26 protein-coding genes are annotated in these 14,394 nt (G+C 53.7%); 3 read left to right on the top strand and 23 right to left on the bottom strand.

All coding sequences use genetic code 11. The features are described from left to right. Window positions 1-32: 32 nt before the first annotated feature. The 22 genes from secY to rpsJ form a co-directional block, all read right to left on the bottom strand. Complete coding sequence (gene secY, locus PUP29_RS09915) at window positions 33-1,295, bottom strand: preprotein translocase subunit SecY (protein WP_079546072.1); 1,263 nt, start codon at window positions 1,293-1,295, stop codon at window positions 33-35. After that, window positions 1,295-1,735, bottom strand: coding sequence for a 50S ribosomal protein L15 (gene rplO, locus PUP29_RS09910; protein WP_079546073.1), 441 nt, complete (start codon window positions 1,733-1,735; stop codon window positions 1,295-1,297). Before rplO ends, secY begins: the two co-directional genes overlap by 1 nt. A 12-nt stretch (window positions 1,736-1,747) precedes the next feature. Next, window positions 1,748-1,927, bottom strand: a complete 180-nt coding sequence (gene rpmD / locus PUP29_RS09905) for a 50S ribosomal protein L30 (protein WP_079546074.1) — start codon at window positions 1,925-1,927, stop codon at window positions 1,748-1,750. A 17-nt stretch (window positions 1,928-1,944) separates the two neighbouring features. Beyond that, window positions 1,945-2,451: a 30S ribosomal protein S5 gene (gene rpsE / locus PUP29_RS09900; protein WP_079546075.1), complete on the bottom strand. Its 507-nt coding sequence runs from the start codon at window positions 2,449-2,451 to the stop codon at window positions 1,945-1,947. Between the two features lie 18 nt (window positions 2,452-2,469). Further along, window positions 2,470-2,838 carry a 50S ribosomal protein L18 gene (rplR, locus tag PUP29_RS09895; RefSeq protein ID WP_079546076.1) on the bottom strand — a complete coding sequence of 123 codons (369 nt, stop codon included), beginning with the start codon at window positions 2,836-2,838 and terminating at the stop codon, window positions 2,470-2,472. A 15-nt stretch (window positions 2,839-2,853) separates the two neighbouring features. Continuing rightward, entirely contained in the window at window positions 2,854-3,390 is a 537-nt protein-coding gene (gene rplF, locus PUP29_RS09890; protein WP_079546077.1) for a 50S ribosomal protein L6, read from the bottom strand. A 16-nt stretch (window positions 3,391-3,406) separates the two neighbouring features. Beyond that, on the bottom strand, window positions 3,407-3,805 hold the full coding sequence (gene rpsH, locus PUP29_RS09885) for a 30S ribosomal protein S8 (protein ID WP_079546078.1): 399 nt from the start codon (window positions 3,803-3,805) through the stop codon (window positions 3,407-3,409). A 122-nt stretch (window positions 3,806-3,927) separates the two neighbouring features. Then, window positions 3,928-4,113, bottom strand: a complete 186-nt coding sequence (locus tag PUP29_RS09880; RefSeq protein ID WP_079546079.1) for a type Z 30S ribosomal protein S14 — start codon at window positions 4,111-4,113, stop codon at window positions 3,928-3,930. A gap of 11 nt (window positions 4,114-4,124) precedes the next feature. After that, window positions 4,125-4,664: a 50S ribosomal protein L5 gene (gene rplE / locus PUP29_RS09875; RefSeq protein ID WP_079546080.1), complete on the bottom strand. Its 540-nt coding sequence runs from the start codon at window positions 4,662-4,664 to the stop codon at window positions 4,125-4,127. A 23-nt stretch (window positions 4,665-4,687) separates the two neighbouring features. Next, window positions 4,688-5,002, bottom strand: coding sequence for a 50S ribosomal protein L24 (gene rplX / locus PUP29_RS09870; RefSeq protein WP_079546081.1), 315 nt, complete (start codon window positions 5,000-5,002; stop codon window positions 4,688-4,690). 15 nt (window positions 5,003-5,017) lie between these two features. Continuing rightward, window positions 5,018-5,386: a 50S ribosomal protein L14 gene (rplN, locus tag PUP29_RS09865; RefSeq protein ID WP_079546082.1), complete on the bottom strand. Its 369-nt coding sequence runs from the start codon at window positions 5,384-5,386 to the stop codon at window positions 5,018-5,020. A gap of 59 nt (window positions 5,387-5,445) precedes the next feature. Further along, window positions 5,446-5,709, bottom strand: a complete 264-nt coding sequence (gene rpsQ, locus PUP29_RS09860) for a 30S ribosomal protein S17 (protein WP_079546083.1) — start codon at window positions 5,707-5,709, stop codon at window positions 5,446-5,448. A 21-nt stretch (window positions 5,710-5,730) separates the two neighbouring features. Next, window positions 5,731-5,937 (bottom strand): 50S ribosomal protein L29, encoded by a 207-nt coding sequence (rpmC, locus tag PUP29_RS09855; protein WP_079546084.1) that lies wholly within the window; start codon window positions 5,935-5,937, stop codon window positions 5,731-5,733. Then, on the bottom strand, window positions 5,927-6,370 hold the full coding sequence (gene rplP, locus PUP29_RS09850; RefSeq protein WP_079546085.1) for a 50S ribosomal protein L16: 444 nt from the start codon (window positions 6,368-6,370) through the stop codon (window positions 5,927-5,929). Before rplP ends, rpmC begins: the two co-directional genes overlap by 11 nt. Further along, window positions 6,348-7,049, bottom strand: a complete 702-nt coding sequence (rpsC, locus tag PUP29_RS09845; protein WP_079546086.1) for a 30S ribosomal protein S3 — start codon at window positions 7,047-7,049, stop codon at window positions 6,348-6,350. Before rpsC ends, rplP begins: the two co-directional genes overlap by 23 nt. Before the next feature lie 11 nt (window positions 7,050-7,060). Further along, complete coding sequence (rplV, locus tag PUP29_RS09840; RefSeq protein WP_079546087.1) at window positions 7,061-7,447, bottom strand: 50S ribosomal protein L22; 387 nt, start codon at window positions 7,445-7,447, stop codon at window positions 7,061-7,063. A gap of 21 nt (window positions 7,448-7,468) precedes the next feature. Continuing rightward, entirely contained in the window at window positions 7,469-7,741 is a 273-nt protein-coding gene (rpsS, locus tag PUP29_RS09835; protein WP_066522712.1) for a 30S ribosomal protein S19, read from the bottom strand. A 22-nt stretch (window positions 7,742-7,763) separates the two neighbouring features. Beyond that, window positions 7,764-8,597, bottom strand: coding sequence for a 50S ribosomal protein L2 (gene rplB, locus PUP29_RS09830; protein ID WP_079546088.1), 834 nt, complete (start codon window positions 8,595-8,597; stop codon window positions 7,764-7,766). 25 nt (window positions 8,598-8,622) lie between these two features. After that, a complete protein-coding gene (rplW, locus tag PUP29_RS09825) occupies window positions 8,623-8,919 on the bottom strand; it encodes a 50S ribosomal protein L23 (protein ID WP_079546089.1) in 297 nt (98 codons plus the stop codon). Beyond that, window positions 8,919-9,539, bottom strand: a complete 621-nt coding sequence (gene rplD / locus PUP29_RS09820; protein ID WP_079546090.1) for a 50S ribosomal protein L4 — start codon at window positions 9,537-9,539, stop codon at window positions 8,919-8,921. Before rplD ends, rplW begins: the two co-directional genes overlap by 1 nt. Window positions 9,540-9,565: 26 nt before the next feature. Continuing rightward, complete coding sequence (rplC, locus tag PUP29_RS09815; protein ID WP_079546091.1) at window positions 9,566-10,195, bottom strand: 50S ribosomal protein L3; 630 nt, start codon at window positions 10,193-10,195, stop codon at window positions 9,566-9,568. Between the two features lie 27 nt (window positions 10,196-10,222). Next, a complete protein-coding gene (gene rpsJ / locus PUP29_RS09810; protein ID WP_079546092.1) occupies window positions 10,223-10,531 on the bottom strand; it encodes a 30S ribosomal protein S10 in 309 nt (102 codons plus the stop codon). Between the two features lie 469 nt (window positions 10,532-11,000). Between rpsJ and PUP29_RS09805 the strand changes: the two genes are divergently transcribed. From PUP29_RS09805 to PUP29_RS09795, 3 genes are all read left to right on the top strand, one after another. Continuing rightward, a complete protein-coding gene (locus tag PUP29_RS09805; protein ID WP_079546093.1) occupies window positions 11,001-11,351 on the top strand; it encodes a NifB/NifX family molybdenum-iron cluster-binding protein in 351 nt (116 codons plus the stop codon). A 219-nt stretch (window positions 11,352-11,570) separates the two neighbouring features. Beyond that, the gene (locus PUP29_RS09800) at window positions 11,571-12,362 is read left to right on the top strand and encodes a ZIP family metal transporter (RefSeq protein ID WP_079546094.1); all 792 of its coding nucleotides are present in this window, start codon (window positions 11,571-11,573) and stop codon (window positions 12,360-12,362) included. 17 nt (window positions 12,363-12,379) lie between these two features. Next, window positions 12,380-13,000, top strand: a complete 621-nt coding sequence (locus PUP29_RS09795) for a GNAT family N-acetyltransferase (protein WP_079546095.1) — start codon at window positions 12,380-12,382, stop codon at window positions 12,998-13,000. A 67-nt stretch (window positions 13,001-13,067) separates the two neighbouring features. Here PUP29_RS09795 and tuf read toward each other — a convergent pair whose 3' ends face one another. Further along, complete coding sequence (gene tuf / locus PUP29_RS09790; RefSeq protein WP_079546096.1) at window positions 13,068-14,282, bottom strand: elongation factor Tu; 1,215 nt, start codon at window positions 14,280-14,282, stop codon at window positions 13,068-13,070. Window positions 14,283-14,394: the final 112 nt, after the last annotated feature.

The raw sequence follows: 14,394 nt of genomic DNA, 5'->3' as shown, positions 1-14,394 counted from the left end.
AAGCGCCGGTCCTCACAGCCGGCTCTCATATCTTAATTCAAGAATCCCTTATAGTGCCTCATCATCATCTGCGCTTCCAGCTGCTTCGTCGTTTCGAGCGCTACGCTGACCATAATGAGCAGGCTCGTCGCGCCGAACACGCTCGTGACGCCCGTCACATATGTGAAGAACGTCGGCACCGCCGCAACGATCGCGAGGAACAATGCTCCGAACAGCGTGATCCGCGAGAGGATCTTCGCGAGATAATCGGAAGTGGGCTTGCCCGGCCGAATACCCGGGATAAATCCGCCGTTCTGCTGCAGGTTCTTCGATACGTCGATCGGATTGAATGCAATCTGCGAATAGAAGTATGAGAAGAACAGGATGAGCAGCGCATAGATAATAACATAGAGCGCCGTACCCGGTCCGGCATACTGCTGGTACCAGATATAGAAACCGCTCTCCGGCCAGAATTGTCCGATCATGCCCGGAAGCATGAGGATCGTGATCGCAAAAATCAGAGGCATAACGCCGCTCTGATTGACCTTCATCGGGATATGCGTGGACTGGCCACCGTACATCTTGCGGCCGACAACGCGCTTTGCGTACTGCACCGGGATCCTCCGCTCACCGAGGTCTACGAAAGTGATGCCGAGGATAATGATGAACGCGAGGCCTGCCACGATGACGACAGACCAGAAGCTCGTCGTTCCGGCCTCTACTGCCTGACCGATGCTCCGCAGCATTCCCGGAACACCGGAAATGATCGAGATGAAGATCAGCAGGGAGATGCCGTTGCCGATGCCCTTTTCCGTGATGCGTTCGCCGATCCACATGATGAGCGCCGTACCTGCCGTGAGACATACGATGATCGTAACATAGTCGAACGGATTATCCGGATTCTGCACCGCCTGCGAACCGAGGCCGAACAGGATGCCGATCGCCTGCACAAGACCGAGGATGACACCGAGATATCTTGTGATGGAAGCGATCTTTTTCCGGCCATCATCTCCCTCCTTTGCCATGCGCTCCAGCTTCGGGATCGCAACGGTAAGCAGGTTCATGATGATGGAAGCGTTGATATACGGTACGATACCAAGCGCAAAAATCGTCATATTGCCGAGTGCGCCGCCGGAAAACAGGTTCATAAACTCGAGAACATCATAGTTTGCGACCTGCTGCTGGATAAAATCGATATTTGTGCCTGGAACCGGAATGAACGCACCGATGCGGTAAATGAGGAGCATCAGCAGCGTGAACAGGATCTTTTGCCTGATATCCGGTATCTTCCACGCGTTCGCAATGGTCTTAAACATTATACCACCTCAATGCTGCCGCCGGCGGCTGTGATCTTCTCCTCCGCCGTTTTGGTGAATTTCGCAGCTTTTACAGTCACTTTCTTCTTGAGTTCGCCGTTTCCGAGGACTTTCAGGCCGTCCATCGCTTTTTTGATGACGCCCGCGTCGATCAACGACTGAATGTCGATGCTTGCGCCGTCTTCAAACTGCTCGAGCGCGGAAACATTGACCGTTGCATACTGTTTTGCAAATATATTGGTAAATCCCCTTTTCGGCAGACGCCGTGCAAGCGGCATCTGACCGCCTTCGAAGCCGGGGCGGACGCCGCCGCCGCTGCGGGACTTCTGACCTTTCTGGCCTCTTGCGGAAGTTTTACCTACGCCGGAGCCGCACCCTCTGCCTACGCGTTTCGACGTTTGCTTCGCGCCCTCCGCAGGACCAAGTTCATGAAGTTTCATAAGCTCTCTCCTTTATTTCGTCTCTTCAACCGATACCAGATGTTTTACTTTGAAAACCATCCCACGGATCGCCGGATTGTCCGGCCGTTTCACTACCTGACCGATCTTGCGCAGGCCGAGTGCCTTTACGGTGTCTTTCTGATCCTGCGCGTAACCAATGGGGCTTTTGACAAGTTTGATATTCAGTTCCATGAGCCTCAAGCCTCCCTTTATTGTAATTGGTCTACGCTGATCCCGCGCAGGCGTGCCACCTGCTCCGCGCTCCGCAGCTCGCGGAGGCCTTCGAGCGTAGCCTTTACGCAGTTGATCGGGTTGTTGGACCCCTGCGATTTTGTCCTGATATCTTTGATGCCCGCGAGCTCAAGGACCGCACGCGCCGGGCCGCCGGCAATCACGCCGGTACCTTCTGCTGCAGGAAGCAGCAGCACTCTGCCGCGTCCGAATTTACCAATGACCTCATGCGGAATGGACGTTCCCTTCAGCGCTACCGTTACGATATCGTGCTTGGCAGCCTGCACCGCCTTGCGGATCGCCTCCGGAATTTCGGCAGCCTTGCCCATGCCGACGCCCACATGGCCGTTTTCATCTCCTACTACGACAAGCGCCGAAAAACGCATATTGCGGCCGCCCTTTACGGTTTTCGCAACACGGTTGATCGAAACGAGTTTTTCCTTGTATTCAACTCCGCCTGCATCATTTGCTCTATCTCTCTGCACTGTCTCCGTACCTCCTTATCAAATCTTGAGGCCGGCAGCTCTGGCGCCTTCCGCAACCTGTGCTACTCTGCCCGTATAGAGATAACCACCGCGGTCAAAAACGGCTTCGCTGATACCGGCCTTTGCCGCGCGCTGCGCAGCAAGCTCGCCGACCATTTTGGCAGCCTCCGTTTTTGTTGCCTCCTCGCATTTCGCTTTGATCTCAGCATCCATAGAGGAAGCGCAGCAAAGCGTATTTCCCGCAACGTCATCGATAAACTGAACGTAGATGTTGTTGAGGCTCCGATAGACATTCATCCGCGGACGGCTCGCCGTTCCGGAGATCTTATTGCGGATCCTCTGATGACGCTTTTTTCTGATCTCATTTCTGTCTTTTCTGTTAATCATAAATAACGTCCTCCATTACATGCCGGTCTTGCCGACTTTACGGCGGATATATTCGCCCTCATACTTGATGCCCTTGCCCTTATAGGGTTCCGGCGGACGGAGGGAACGAATGTTGGCCGCACACTGGCCGACTGCCTGCTTGTCGATGCCCTTGATGATCACGCTGTTCGGGTTCGGAGACTCAAACGTGATGCCTTCCGGCGGCTCGACCTCGACCGGATGGGAATATCCGAGGCTGAATACCAGCTTCTTGCCCTGAAGCTGTACCCTGTAACCGACGCCGACGATCTCCAGATTCTTCTGGAAGCCTTCCGAAACGCCCTGCACCATGTTGGCGAGGAGCGCGCGCGTAAGGCCGTGCAGCGCCCTTGATTCCTTTTGTTCGCTGTCACGCGTAAGGATGAGCTGCTCGCCTTCCTGCGTGATCGTGATCTTATCGCTGAACTTTGATTTCAGTTCACCGTTCTTGCCCTTTACCGTTACGATGCCGCCATCCTGCGTAACTGTCACGCCGGAGGGTAAATCGATGGGCAGTTTTCCAATTCTCGACATAATATTTAACCTCCAACTACCAGATATAGGCGAGCACTTCTCCACCCACGCCGTCGCGGCGCGCCTGTGCATCGGTCACGATGCCCTTGGACGTGGAGATGATCGCGATGCCAAGGCCATTGAGAACGCGGGGCAGCTTATCGTGCCGTGCGTATACCCGCAGGCCGGGCTTCGAGATCTTCTTGAGACCCGAAATAACTTTTTCGCCGTTCGGACCATATTTCAGCTTGATCCTCAGCGTGCCCTGCACGCCGTCATCTATAAATTCGCAGCCTTTGATATAGCCCTCTTGGAGCAATATCTGACCAATTGCCTTTTTCATGTTGGACGCAGGTACTTCCACAACTTCATGCTTTGCAGTAAGACCGTTGCGGATGCGTGTCAGCATATCTGCGACAGAATCTGTAACCGGCATATTGTTTCCTCCTTGTTTTATCCTTATGGTGAGACGCCGCGGTTCGGAATGCTCCGCCTTCCGGCGCCCGCCCCTGTCCGTTCCGTCCGCGCGGGCGGTGGTCACAAGGGCTTGCTTCTGTATTACCAGCTTGCTTTTCTGACACCCGGTATCTGCCCGCGATACGCGAGTTCCCGGAAGCAAACGCGGCAGATCCCATATTTTCTAAGGACGGCGTGCGGCCTTCCGCAAATACGGCAGCGCGTATAATTGCGGGTAGAAAATTTGGAGCCTCTCTGCTGCTTTATGATCATGCTTTTCTTTGCCATTGTTCTCCTCCTTAGTGTGCGAACGGCATACCCATCTGGGTCAGGAGCTCTCTTGCCTCTTCATCGGTCTGCGCCGTAGTGACGACGATGATGTCCATCCCGCGTATCGCGTCGACCTTATCATACTCGATCTCCGGGAACACGAGCTGCTCCTTAAAGCCCATAGCAAAGTTGCCTCTGCCGTCAAACGACTTCGGGGAAAGTCCGCGGAAGTCGCGCACACGCGGGATCGCGATGCTGATCATCTTATCGATGAATTCATACATCCTGTCTCCGCGAAGCGTTACCTTCGCGCCTATTTTCATTCCCTCACGCACTTTGAAGTTCGCAACGGATTTTTTCGCTGTCGTTACGACCGGCTTTTGTCCTGCGATGACCGTGAGGTCCTCCACTGCGGAGTCAAGGGCCTTCGGGTTATCTTTCGCTTCTCCAAGACCCATATTGATCACGATCTTTTCGAGCCTCGGAACCTGATTAATGTTCTTATAGGAGAACTTCTGCATCATCGCCGGAACGATTTCCGTCTTGTATGTATCTTTTAATCTCGGCATATCAGATAATTACCTCCCTTCACTCACAGCGCCGCGCCGCATTTTTTGCAGATGCGGGACTTTTCGCCGTTTTCGATTTTATGTCCGACCCTCGTGGCCTTATTGCATTTGGGACAAACCACCATGACATTGGAGGCATCGAGCGCGCCTTCCTGCTTGATGATCCCGCCCGGGGTCGTCTGGTTCTTCGGTTTTTTATGCTTTGTGAGCATGTTCGTGCCCTCGAGCACTACTTTGTTCTTCGCAGGCTCTACGCGGAGCACCTTTGCCTGTTTTCCTTTTTCTTTACCGGAGATCACTACTGCAGTATCGCCTTTTTTGATATTGAGTGTATTCATATCCGTGCCTCCTCCTTAAAGAACTTCAGGGGCGAGCGACACGATCTTCATATAATCACGGTCGCGGAGCTCCCTTGCAACAGGCCCGAAAATACGGGTGCCTCTCGGCTGTTTATTGTTATCAATAATCACTGCTGCGTTTTCATCAAATTTAATGTGCGAGCCGTCGGGCCGCCGCACTCCGGAAACGGAGCGTACGACAACGGCTTTCACCACGTCTTTTTTCTTCACTACGCCGCCGGGCGTCGCCGTCTTCACGGACGCAATAATCACATCGCCGATGTTCGCCGTCTTTTTGACGCTGCCGCCCATCACGCGGATACACTGGATCACTTTAGCGCCTGAATTGTCTGCAACCTTGAGGCGTGTTTCTGGCTGTATCATCCTGACTCCTCCTTTACGCATAGGCCCTTATGCAAGGCCTGTGCATCATCTTATCGTCCTTATTTCGCCTTTTCGACGATCTCGACCAGTCTCCATCTTTTATCCTTGGAGAGGGGCCGCGTTTCCATCAACCGTACCGTATCTCCCACGCCTGCTTCGTTGTTCTCGTCATGCGCTTTCAGCTTGTTGGTATAGTTGATCGTCTTTCCGTACAAGGGATGCGTCTTTCTGCTTTTGATCGCAACGACGATCGTCTTGTCCATTTTATCGCTTACTACCGTTCCGACTCTCTCTTTCCGGTAACCTCTTGCCTGTTCACTCATTCGAAGACGTCCTCCTTATCCTTACTCGGCAACCTTCTGGCCTAGTTCCATTTCCCTTAAAATCGTCTTCACCCGTGCAATATCCTTTTTCACGTTTTTGATGCTGGAAGGATTATTGAGCTGGCCTGTTGCGAGCTGAAAACGCAGGTTGAAAAACTCGGTCTTGAGATCGCCCAGCTTGGCGACCAATTCGTCTTTGGAAAGTTCACGTATTTCTTTAGCCTTCATCCTGCTCACCACCTGCTTCGTTATTTTGCTCTTTGATCGCAAATTTGCATTTGATCGGCAATTTATGCGCTGCACGCGTGAGGGCCGCCCTCGCGACTTCCTCAGATACGCCCGCAAGCTCGAACATCACTCTGCCCGGCTTGACGACCGCTACCCAGTATTCCGGCGAGCCCTTACCGGAACCCATGCGGGTCTCGGCCGGCTTCTCCGTTACCGGCTTGTGGGGGAAGATCTTGATCCAAACCTTACCGCCCCTTTTGATATATCTCGTCATGGCAACACGGGCCGCCTCGATCTGGTTCGATTTGATCCAGCCGGGCTCCGTTGCCACAAGACCGTAATCGCCGTAGCTGATCGTGTTTCCGCGAAGCGCTTTGCCCTTCATACGGCCCCTGAATTGTCTTCTGCGCTTAACCCTTTTTGGCATTAACATTTTTTCTGCCTCCTTCCACAGCTGAAGGTTTTGCTCTTTCCGCTAAAGGATTTCCGAGGATCTCGCCTTTATAGATCCAAACCTTGACCCCGATCTTTCCATATGTCGTGTTCGCTTCCGCAAAACCATAGTCGATATCCGCACGAATCGTCTGCAGCGGGATCGAGCCTTCATGATACTGCTCGACCCGCGCGATCTCCGCGCCGCCGAGACGCCCGGAACACATGATCTTGATTCCCTTGGCGCCCGCTTTCATCGTCCTGCCGATAGACTGCTTCATCGCCCGGCGGAACGAGATACGCTTTTCAAGCTGCTGCGCGACGTTTTCCGCAACGAGCTGTGCGTCTACGTCCACGCGCTTCACTTCGATGATGTTGACGGCTACCGCGGCGCCCGTAAGCTTCGCAAGGTCTTTTTTCAGGAGCTCTACGCCCGTGCCGCCCTTGCCAATAACGATACCCGGCTTGCCGGTAAAGATATTGACGGAAATCTTCTGCGCCGCACGCTCGATCTCGATTTTCGAAATGCCCGCGGCAAAGAGTTTCTTCTTCAAAAATTTTCTGATCTTATCGTCTTCAACGATGTAATCGGCAAATTTGGACTTTTTAGCTGTCCACCTGGCATCCCAGTCTTTGATGACTCCAACCCGAAAACCATGCGGATGTACTTTCTGACCCATCGTATTCCTCCTTACTTAACCTGATCCAAGATAATTGTAATGTGGCTCGTACGCTTACGGATGCGGGACGCCCTGCCCTGCGCGCGCGGCCGGAACCGCTTGAGCGTGGGGCCCTGATCCGCAAATACTTCAGCGACGAACAGCGTATCCGCCGAAAGGTTCATGTTGTTCTCCGCATTCGCGATCGCAGAATCGAGAACCTTGGAAACAGGCTCTGTCGCGCCGTTCGGCGTATTCATCAGGACCGCCTTGGCGTCCTGTACCCGAAGACCCCTGATGAGGTCGATGACAGCCTTTACCTTGCGGGAGGAAATGCGAACATATTTCGCGATGGCTTTCGGTCTTTTATCTCTTTCTTCCTGACGCTTCGCAGCTTTTTCTCTTTCTCTTGTAGCCATTTAACTTGCCCTCCTTTCAGGTTATTTGGACGACTTTTCGCCCGCGTGGCCGCGGAACGTTCTCGTCGGGGCGAATTCGCCCAGCTTGTGCCCGACCATATCTTCTGTGATATAGACCGGAACGAATTTTCTGCCGTCGTGCACGCCGATCGTGTGACCAACCATATCCGGGAAGATCGTCGACGGACGCGACCATGTCTTCAGCACTTTCTTTTCGTTCTTCTCATTCATCTCCTGAACGCGTGCCAGAAGCTTTTCATTTATAAATGGTCCCTTTTTTACTGACCTACTCATATCTGCAAATTCACTCCTTCGATTATTTAGCGTTTCTGCGTTTTACGATAAATTTATCCGTCGGGTTCTTCTTCTTGCGCGTCTTATAGCCAAGAGCAGGCTTGCCCCACGGGGTGACAGGACCCGGGCGTCCAACAGGAGACTTGCCCTCGCCGCCGCCGTGCGGATGGTCGTTCGGGTTCATGACCGAACCGCGCACCGTCGGGCGGATCCCCATGTGGCGCTTGCGGCCCGCTTTGCCGATGTTGATGTTTTCCTGATCGACATTGCCCACCTGCCCGATCGTCGCTTTCGCGCCGATGAGGATCATTCTCACTTCACCGGAGGGGAGACGCACCTGCGCGTACCGGCCCTCTTTTGCCATCAGCTGCGCCGCATTGCCTGCGCTTCTGACGAGCTGAGCGCCCTTGCCCGGCTTCACTTCCACGTTGTGGATCATCGTACCAACCGGAATAGAGGCCAGCGGAAGCGCGTTTCCGGGCTTGATGTCTGCTTCCGGCCCGGAGACGACCTCGTCTCCTACCTTAAGCCCCAAAGGAGCGATGATATATCTCTTTTCGCCGTCTGCATAATGGAGCAGAGCGATATTCGCACTGCGGTTCGGATCATATTCGACCGTCGCCACCTTAGCCGGCACACCGTCTTTGTCGCGCTTGAAATCGATGATCCTGTATTTTCTCTTTGCGCCGCCGCCGATGTGACGCACCGTGATGCGGCCGTGCACATTGCGCCCGCCGGATTTCTTCAGCGAGACGAGCAGCGATTTTTCGGGCGATTTTGTCGTGACCTCTTCAAAAGCCGAAACCGACATGAACCTTCTGCCCGGAGAAGTCGGGTTATATTTTTTGATTGCCATAGCTTAAAGAACCTCCCTTACGCGCTTACTGTGCCATGCTCTCGAAGAATTCGATCGCCTTAGATTCTTCGGTGAGCGTCACATAAGCCTTTTTCGTTTCGGACCGTCTGCCCTCCGTGCGTCCCTGTCTTTTCAGCTTGCCCTCCCTGCGGGAAGTGGTGACCTGCTTTACTTTCACCTCAAAGATCTCTTCCACCGCAGCCTTGATCTGCGTTTTGTTGGCGCCTTTGTCCACTAAAAACGTGTAGGTCTTTTTGGGGATCAGGTCGTAGCTTTTTTCTGAAAGAATGGGCTTTATGATGATATCATGTATATCTTTCATTATGCGTAAACCTCCTCGATTGCTTTTACGGCGTCCTTCGTTACGATGAACTTATCGTATTTCAGGATGTCATATACGGAGAGCGTTGCAGCCGGCGTCGTCTTGACTCCCTGAATGTTCGCGGCGGCACGGACAACATCCTCGTCTTTGCCGTTCGTAACGATCAGCGCTTTTTCCGCTTTCAGGTTTTTCAGGATCGCAGCCATCTCTTTCGTTTTAGGAGCCGTCATTTTGAGGTCCTCCATTACGATGAGGCTTTCATCCTGTACTTTCTGGGAAAGCGCGGAGCACATCGCGAGGGCGCGCACTTTCTTATTGAGCTTCATGGAATAATCCCGCGGCTTAGGCGCGAACACGATGCCGCCGTGCGTCATCTGAGGAGCACGGATCGTGCCCTGACGTGCCCGGCCCGTTCCTTTCTGCCGGAAAGGCTTGATGCCGCCGCCGCGCACTTCGCTGCGCGTGAGCGCGGACTGCGTTCCCTGACGTTTTGCCGCCAGATGTGCGACGATTGCGTCGTGCATTGCCGATTTGTTTATCTCTACACCGAAGACTTCATCTTTCAGCTCGATCGTGCCTGCCGTTTTGCCGTCGGTCTTATATACTGATACGTTTGGCATAATTACTTCCTCCTTTTCAAGCGGTCTTACAGCGACTTAACGCTTTTTTTGATGGTCACAAGGCCGCCCTTGGCACCGGGAACCGCGCCTTTGATGAGAAGCAGGTTCTTGTCGGTGTCAACCTTGACAACTTCGAGATTCTGTACGGTCACTTTATCGAAACCGCCGCGTCCCGGGAGGCGTTTGCCTTTCATGACTTTCGCCGGCGATGCGCAAGCGCCCATCGAGCCGGGGCGTCTGTGGTAACGCGAGCCGTGGCTCATCGGCCCTCTGTGCTGGCCCCAGCGCGCGATCACGCCGAGGAAGCCTTTTCCCTTGGAGATGCCTGAAACATCGACTTTTTCACCCGCTTCAAACACATCCACCTTGACTTCCGCTCCCGCCTCGAGCTCTGCCGCTTCATCCGTACGGAACTCGCGCAGGTAACGCGCCGGTGCTGCCTTCACTTTTGCAAAGTGGCCCTTTTTCGGCTTGTTCACGTTCTTTTCCTTGATCGTTCCGAAGCCCAGCTGCACCGCGTTATATCCGTCGGTCTCCACCGTTTTCTTCTGAACGATAACGCAAGGCCCGGCTTTTACTACTGTTACGGGAACGACTCTGCCGTCTTCTGCGAAGATCTGAGTCATACCGATCTTTTCACCCAGTATAGCTTTCATGTTCTCTCCTCCGTCTTATCGTTATGTTTACAGTTTGATCTCAATATCCACGCCGGCGGGCAGATCGAGGCGCATAAGAGCGTCCGTCGTCTTTGCGTTCGCTTCGAGGATATCGATCAAGCGTTTGTGCGTTTTGATCTCAAATTGTTCTCTGGAATCCTTATACTTATGTGTCGCGCGCAGGATAGTCACGACCTCCTTGCTCGTCGGGAGCGGAACCGGGCCGGAAATCTTCGCGCCCGTGCGCTTTGCCGTGTCCACAATCCTCTGAGCGCTCTGGTCGATCAGATTGTGGTCATAAGCTTTCAATTTGATCCTGATTCTTTGGCTTGCCATTTGTTTTTCCTCCTTCAAGTCTCGCTTTCGCCGACACACATAGCCGGGTGTGTCGCTTTGCTTTTTTTGGACAGAACACTTTCGTCCTGCCCTTTTGGAGCCGTCCGGATCGCTGTCCGGACCTTTGTCGGCGGGAACTATCCGCTGGCCAACGGTAACCTCTCGCCTCATCCCAAAATACGCATATAGCGCAACGTATTAAATTATACATGACGAAACCCGCAATTTCAAGGTCTTTTTTTGAACTTTTTCGTGCTTTTTCCAAAAAAACAAAAATAGTAGCTCCGCAAAAAAATGCCACAATATATTGTGCTTCATTTTTTTATAAATGGTATGTCGTTTTGGGATGTCGCAAGAATTATTGACATATTCCCAAAATATTATTGACATATTCCAATAATGTGATATATTTGGAGATAGAGGAACCGTGCAATGCGTTCCCAAACCATGATCAAAGGAGAGTTGCGATATGAAAATTGCAGTTGCAAGCGAAGGGGCATACGTATCCGGCCATTTCGGCCATTGCTCAGATTTCAACATTTTTACGGCGGAGGACGGGAAGATCACAGAGGAAGAGAGGCTGGTAAGCCCCGGGCACGATCATAACCTCATCGAATTTTTGAATGACCGCGGCGTGAACGTCATCATTTCCGGCGGTATGGGCGCGGGTGCGCGGGAAAAATTTGATGCGAAGGGCATCCGCATCATAACGGGCGCGGAGGGGCTTGCAAAGGACGCTGCTCTCGGCTGCCTCGACGGTTCCCTCGTTTCCGACGATACTGTGTGCTGCAGACACGAACATGCCGGAGAATGCCATTGATCTATCATCAGCGAAAAAGCCGCCTCGTACTTTTCGTACCGCGGCTTTTTTTGTTTCTTATTGTATAGATGGCAGGGGAATGTTAAAATATTTGCAAGACAAAGTTCCGCGGGCCCGCTCCAAGCAGGCGGCTCTGCACTATTTTTCCGCGTGCCGTGTTTCCCGCGGTGCAGAATGGCTTATTAACAGAATAAAATTATTTTTAGAGGAGCACCCGTTATGAATCCGATTTTGCTTGCCCTTGCAGGCTCCGGCATGATGTTTGCCGCAACCTCACTGGGCTCCGCATCCGTTTTCTTTTTCCGCGGCGCGGTCAATCCTAAGATACAGCGCATTTTTCTCGGCTTTGCGGCCGGGATCATGATCGCGGCTTCCGTGTGGTCCCTGCTGATCCCGGCCATCGAGATGGCGGAAGAGCAGGGTGTGACCGGTTGGATCCCCGCTGCCGGCGGCTTTGCACTCGGCGGCCTGTTTCTATTTCTGCTCGACCATCTTCTTCCTCATCAGCATGTCGGCAGCGACAAGCCTGAGGGCATCCGCGCGCATCTTGGAAAAAGCACGATGCTGGTGTTCGCGGTGACGCTCCACAATATCCCGGAGGGGCTTGCGGTCGGGCTTTCGTTCGCCGTTGCGGCAAATTCCGGCGGCGACACGGTAACGCTCGCTTCCGCATTTGCGCTCGCCCTCGGTATGGCGCTGCAGAATGTTCCGGAGGGCGCTGCGATCTCCCTGCCCTTAAAGCAGGAGGGACTGCGCAACGGAAAGGCATTTCTGTGGGGCGCGATGTCCGGCGCGGTAGAGCCCGTCGCGGCCGTGGCCGGCGTATTGCTCATCGGTTCGATCACCGGCCTGATGCCGTGGCTGCTTGCCTTTGCCGCAGGCGCGATGATCTACGTCGTCGTGGAGGAGCTGATCCCGGAAGCGCACCTCGGCGAGCATTCTCATTCCGGCACGGCGGGCGTGATGGCCGGGTTTATTCTTATGATGATCCTCGACGTTGCGCTCGGATAAACAAGGAGGAGGAATCTATGCCCGAAAACACGCCTACACTCAAAACGGAGCGTCTCATTTTAAGGAAGTTCTCCGAAGCGGATCTGCCCGCCCTTTTCGATTTGCTCTGCGATGCGGAAGTCAATACCTTTCTTCCTTGGTTTCCCATGCGCTCCTTAAAAGAAACAGAGGCGTTTTTCAGAGAGCGTTATCTTTCCGTTTACACGCGGCCGCGTGGTTATCAATACGCGGTCTGTCTGAAAAAGGATGATATTCCCATCGGTTATATCCATGCGGCCACGGGAGAAAGCCACGATTTCGGGTATGCCCTCGCCAAAAGCCATTGGCATCAGGACATCACGACAGAAGCGGGGCATGCACTGATCGGACAGCTCCGCCATGACGGGGTTCCTTATATCACAGCTACACATGACAAAAGCAATCCCCGCAGCGGTATGGTCATGCAGCGTCTTGGCATGCGGTATGAATATACCTACGAAGAGCTGTGGCAGCCCAAAAATAAGCGTGTATTTTTCCGTATGTATCAGCTCAATCTTGACAGACAGAAAAAACGTGTCTACCGGGGCTATTGGAACGCGTCAGCCGTTCGTTTTGTGGAGACGGAGCTTTCATATCAGCCGCTGGCCGTTCGTTCATGATCCGAACGTAAAAAAGGGAGCGCGGTGCGCTCCCTTTTTTCTGTTCAGCTCTTTTCTGCCGGTCCTCTTAGTCCTCAATGATCCCCGTTACGACGCCGGATCCTACCGTGCGGCCGCCTTCACGAATCGCGAACCGAAGTCCTTCCTCGATCGCGATCGGCGTGATCAGCTTGATCTCCATCTCTACGTTATCTCCCGGCATTACCATTTCCGTTCCCGTCGGAAGCTCGATCACTCCCGTTACGTCCGTCGTACGGAAATAGAACTGCGGACGGTATCCGTTGAAGAACGGCGTGTGTCTCCCGCCCTCTTCCTTCTTCAGCACGTATACGCTGCTGTTGAAGTGCGTGTGCGGATGGATCGAGCCCGGCTTCGCCAGTACCTGGCCTCTTTCGATCTCGTCTCTCTGTACCCCTCTCAGAAGCACTCCGATGTTATCTCCCGTGATCGCCTCGTCAAGCAGCTTCCGGAACATCTCCACGCCCGTTACCACGACGCTTCTCTTCTCCTCCGTCAGCCCTACGATCTCTACCGTATCCTGTACTTTGACCGTTCCTCTCTCCACTCGGCCCGTCGCTACCGTCCCGCGCCCTGTGATCGAGAATACGTCCTCTACCGGCATCAGGAACGGCTTGTCTACGTCTCTCTGCGGCTCCGGAATATAGCTGTCTACTGCATCCATCAGTTCGAAGATGCTCTGGCAGTCCGGATTGTCCGCGATGTCGTCCGACGCCTGCGCCGCTTCCAGCGCCTTCAGCGCGCTTCCCTTGATGATCGGCGTGTCGTCGCCCGGGAAGTCGTATTCCGAAAGCAGCTCCCGGATCTCCATCTCGACCAGCTCCAGAAGCTCCGGGTCGTCTACCTGGTCCGTCTTGTTCATATATACGATGATGTACGGTACTCCTACCTGTCTCGCCAGCAGGATGTGCTCTCTCGTCTGCGGCATCGGGCCGTCTGCCGCCGATACCACAAGGATCGCTCCGTCCATCTGCGCCGCCCCCGTGATCATGTTCTTTACATAGTCCGCGTGCCCCGGGCAGTCTACGTGCGCGTAGTGTCTCTTTTCCGTCTCATACTCTACGTGCGCCGTGTTGATCGTGATCCCGCGCTCTTTTTCCTCCGGCGCCTTATCGATCTCGTCATATTTCGTCGCTTCCGCCTGGCCCTTCTTTGCCAGCACCATCGTGATCGCCGCTGTCAGCGTCGTTTTCCCGTGGTCTACGTGCCCGATCGTTCCGATGTTTACATGCGGCTTCGTTCTTTCAAACTTACCCTTTGCCATTGCTCTTTTCTCCTCCCGAAAAATCTTTTTGTTGAATGAAGTTTCCACTTCAAATTAGATTTCTGCTTATCTAATACGCTATATTACACTATTTTAAGGGCTTACGGGGCGT

This window comes from Christensenella massiliensis (assembly GCF_040409835.1).
GTDB classification, from domain to species: Bacteria; Bacillota; Clostridia; order Christensenellales; family Christensenellaceae; genus Christensenella; species Christensenella massiliensis.
The sequence above is the reverse complement of the archived record's forward strand: the minus strand, read 5'-3'. Positions and strand labels throughout refer to the sequence as shown.

Excerpts from the sequence above, each read along its gene's own strand:
- secY (WP_079546072.1), bottom strand. The coding sequence starts at position 1,295 with ATGTTTAAGACCATTGCGAACGCGTGGAAGATACCGGATATCAGGCAA.
- rplO (WP_079546073.1), bottom strand. The coding sequence starts at position 1,735 with ATGAAACTTCATGAACTTGGTCCTGCGGAGGGCGCGAAGCAAACGTCG.
- rpmD (WP_079546074.1), bottom strand. The coding sequence starts at position 1,927 with ATGGAACTGAATATCAAACTTGTCAAAAGCCCCATTGGTTACGCGCAG.
- rplR (WP_079546076.1), bottom strand. The coding sequence starts at position 2,838 with ATGATTAACAGAAAAGACAGAAATGAGATCAGAAAAAAGCGTCATCAG.
- rplF (WP_079546077.1), bottom strand. The coding sequence starts at position 3,390 with ATGTCGAGAATTGGAAAACTGCCCATCGATTTACCCTCCGGCGTGACA.
- rpsH (WP_079546078.1), bottom strand. The coding sequence starts at position 3,805 with ATGCCGGTTACAGATTCTGTCGCAGATATGCTGACACGCATCCGCAAC.
- PUP29_RS09880 (WP_079546079.1), bottom strand. The coding sequence starts at position 4,113 with ATGGCAAAGAAAAGCATGATCATAAAGCAGCAGAGAGGCTCCAAATTT.
- rplE (WP_079546080.1), bottom strand. The coding sequence starts at position 4,664 with ATGCCGAGATTAAAAGATACATACAAGACGGAAATCGTTCCGGCGATG.
- rplX (WP_079546081.1), bottom strand. The coding sequence starts at position 5,002 with ATGAATACACTCAATATCAAAAAAGGCGATACTGCAGTAGTGATCTCC.
- rplN (WP_079546082.1), bottom strand. The coding sequence starts at position 5,386 with ATGATACAGCCAGAAACACGCCTCAAGGTTGCAGACAATTCAGGCGCT.
- rpsQ (WP_079546083.1), bottom strand. The coding sequence starts at position 5,709 with ATGAGTGAACAGGCAAGAGGTTACCGGAAAGAGAGAGTCGGAACGGTA.
- rpmC (WP_079546084.1), bottom strand. The coding sequence starts at position 5,937 with ATGAAGGCTAAAGAAATACGTGAACTTTCCAAAGACGAATTGGTCGCC.
- rplP (WP_079546085.1), bottom strand. The coding sequence starts at position 6,370 with ATGTTAATGCCAAAAAGGGTTAAGCGCAGAAGACAATTCAGGGGCCGT.
- rpsC (WP_079546086.1), bottom strand. The coding sequence starts at position 7,049 with ATGGGTCAGAAAGTACATCCGCATGGTTTTCGGGTTGGAGTCATCAAA.
- rplV (WP_079546087.1), bottom strand. The coding sequence starts at position 7,447 with ATGGCTACAAGAGAAAGAGAAAAAGCTGCGAAGCGTCAGGAAGAAAGA.
- rpsS (WP_066522712.1), bottom strand. The coding sequence starts at position 7,741 with ATGAGTAGGTCAGTAAAAAAGGGACCATTTATAAATGAAAAGCTTCTG.
- rplB (WP_079546088.1), bottom strand. The coding sequence starts at position 8,597 with ATGGCAATCAAAAAATATAACCCGACTTCTCCGGGCAGAAGGTTCATG.
- rplW (WP_079546089.1), bottom strand. The coding sequence starts at position 8,919 with ATGAAAGATATACATGATATCATCATAAAGCCCATTCTTTCAGAAAAA.
- rplD (WP_079546090.1), bottom strand. The coding sequence starts at position 9,539 with ATGCCAAACGTATCAGTATATAAGACCGACGGCAAAACGGCAGGCACG.
- rplC (WP_079546091.1), bottom strand. The coding sequence starts at position 10,195 with ATGAAAGCTATACTGGGTGAAAAGATCGGTATGACTCAGATCTTCGCA.
- rpsJ (WP_079546092.1), bottom strand. The coding sequence starts at position 10,531 with ATGGCAAGCCAAAGAATCAGGATCAAATTGAAAGCTTATGACCACAAT.
- PUP29_RS09805 (WP_079546093.1), top strand. The coding sequence starts at position 11,001 with ATGAAAATTGCAGTTGCAAGCGAAGGGGCATACGTATCCGGCCATTTC.
- PUP29_RS09800 (WP_079546094.1), top strand. The coding sequence starts at position 11,571 with ATGAATCCGATTTTGCTTGCCCTTGCAGGCTCCGGCATGATGTTTGCC.
- PUP29_RS09795 (WP_079546095.1), top strand. The coding sequence starts at position 12,380 with ATGCCCGAAAACACGCCTACACTCAAAACGGAGCGTCTCATTTTAAGG.
- tuf (WP_079546096.1), bottom strand. The coding sequence starts at position 14,282 with ATGGCAAAGGGTAAGTTTGAAAGAACGAAGCCGCATGTAAACATCGGA.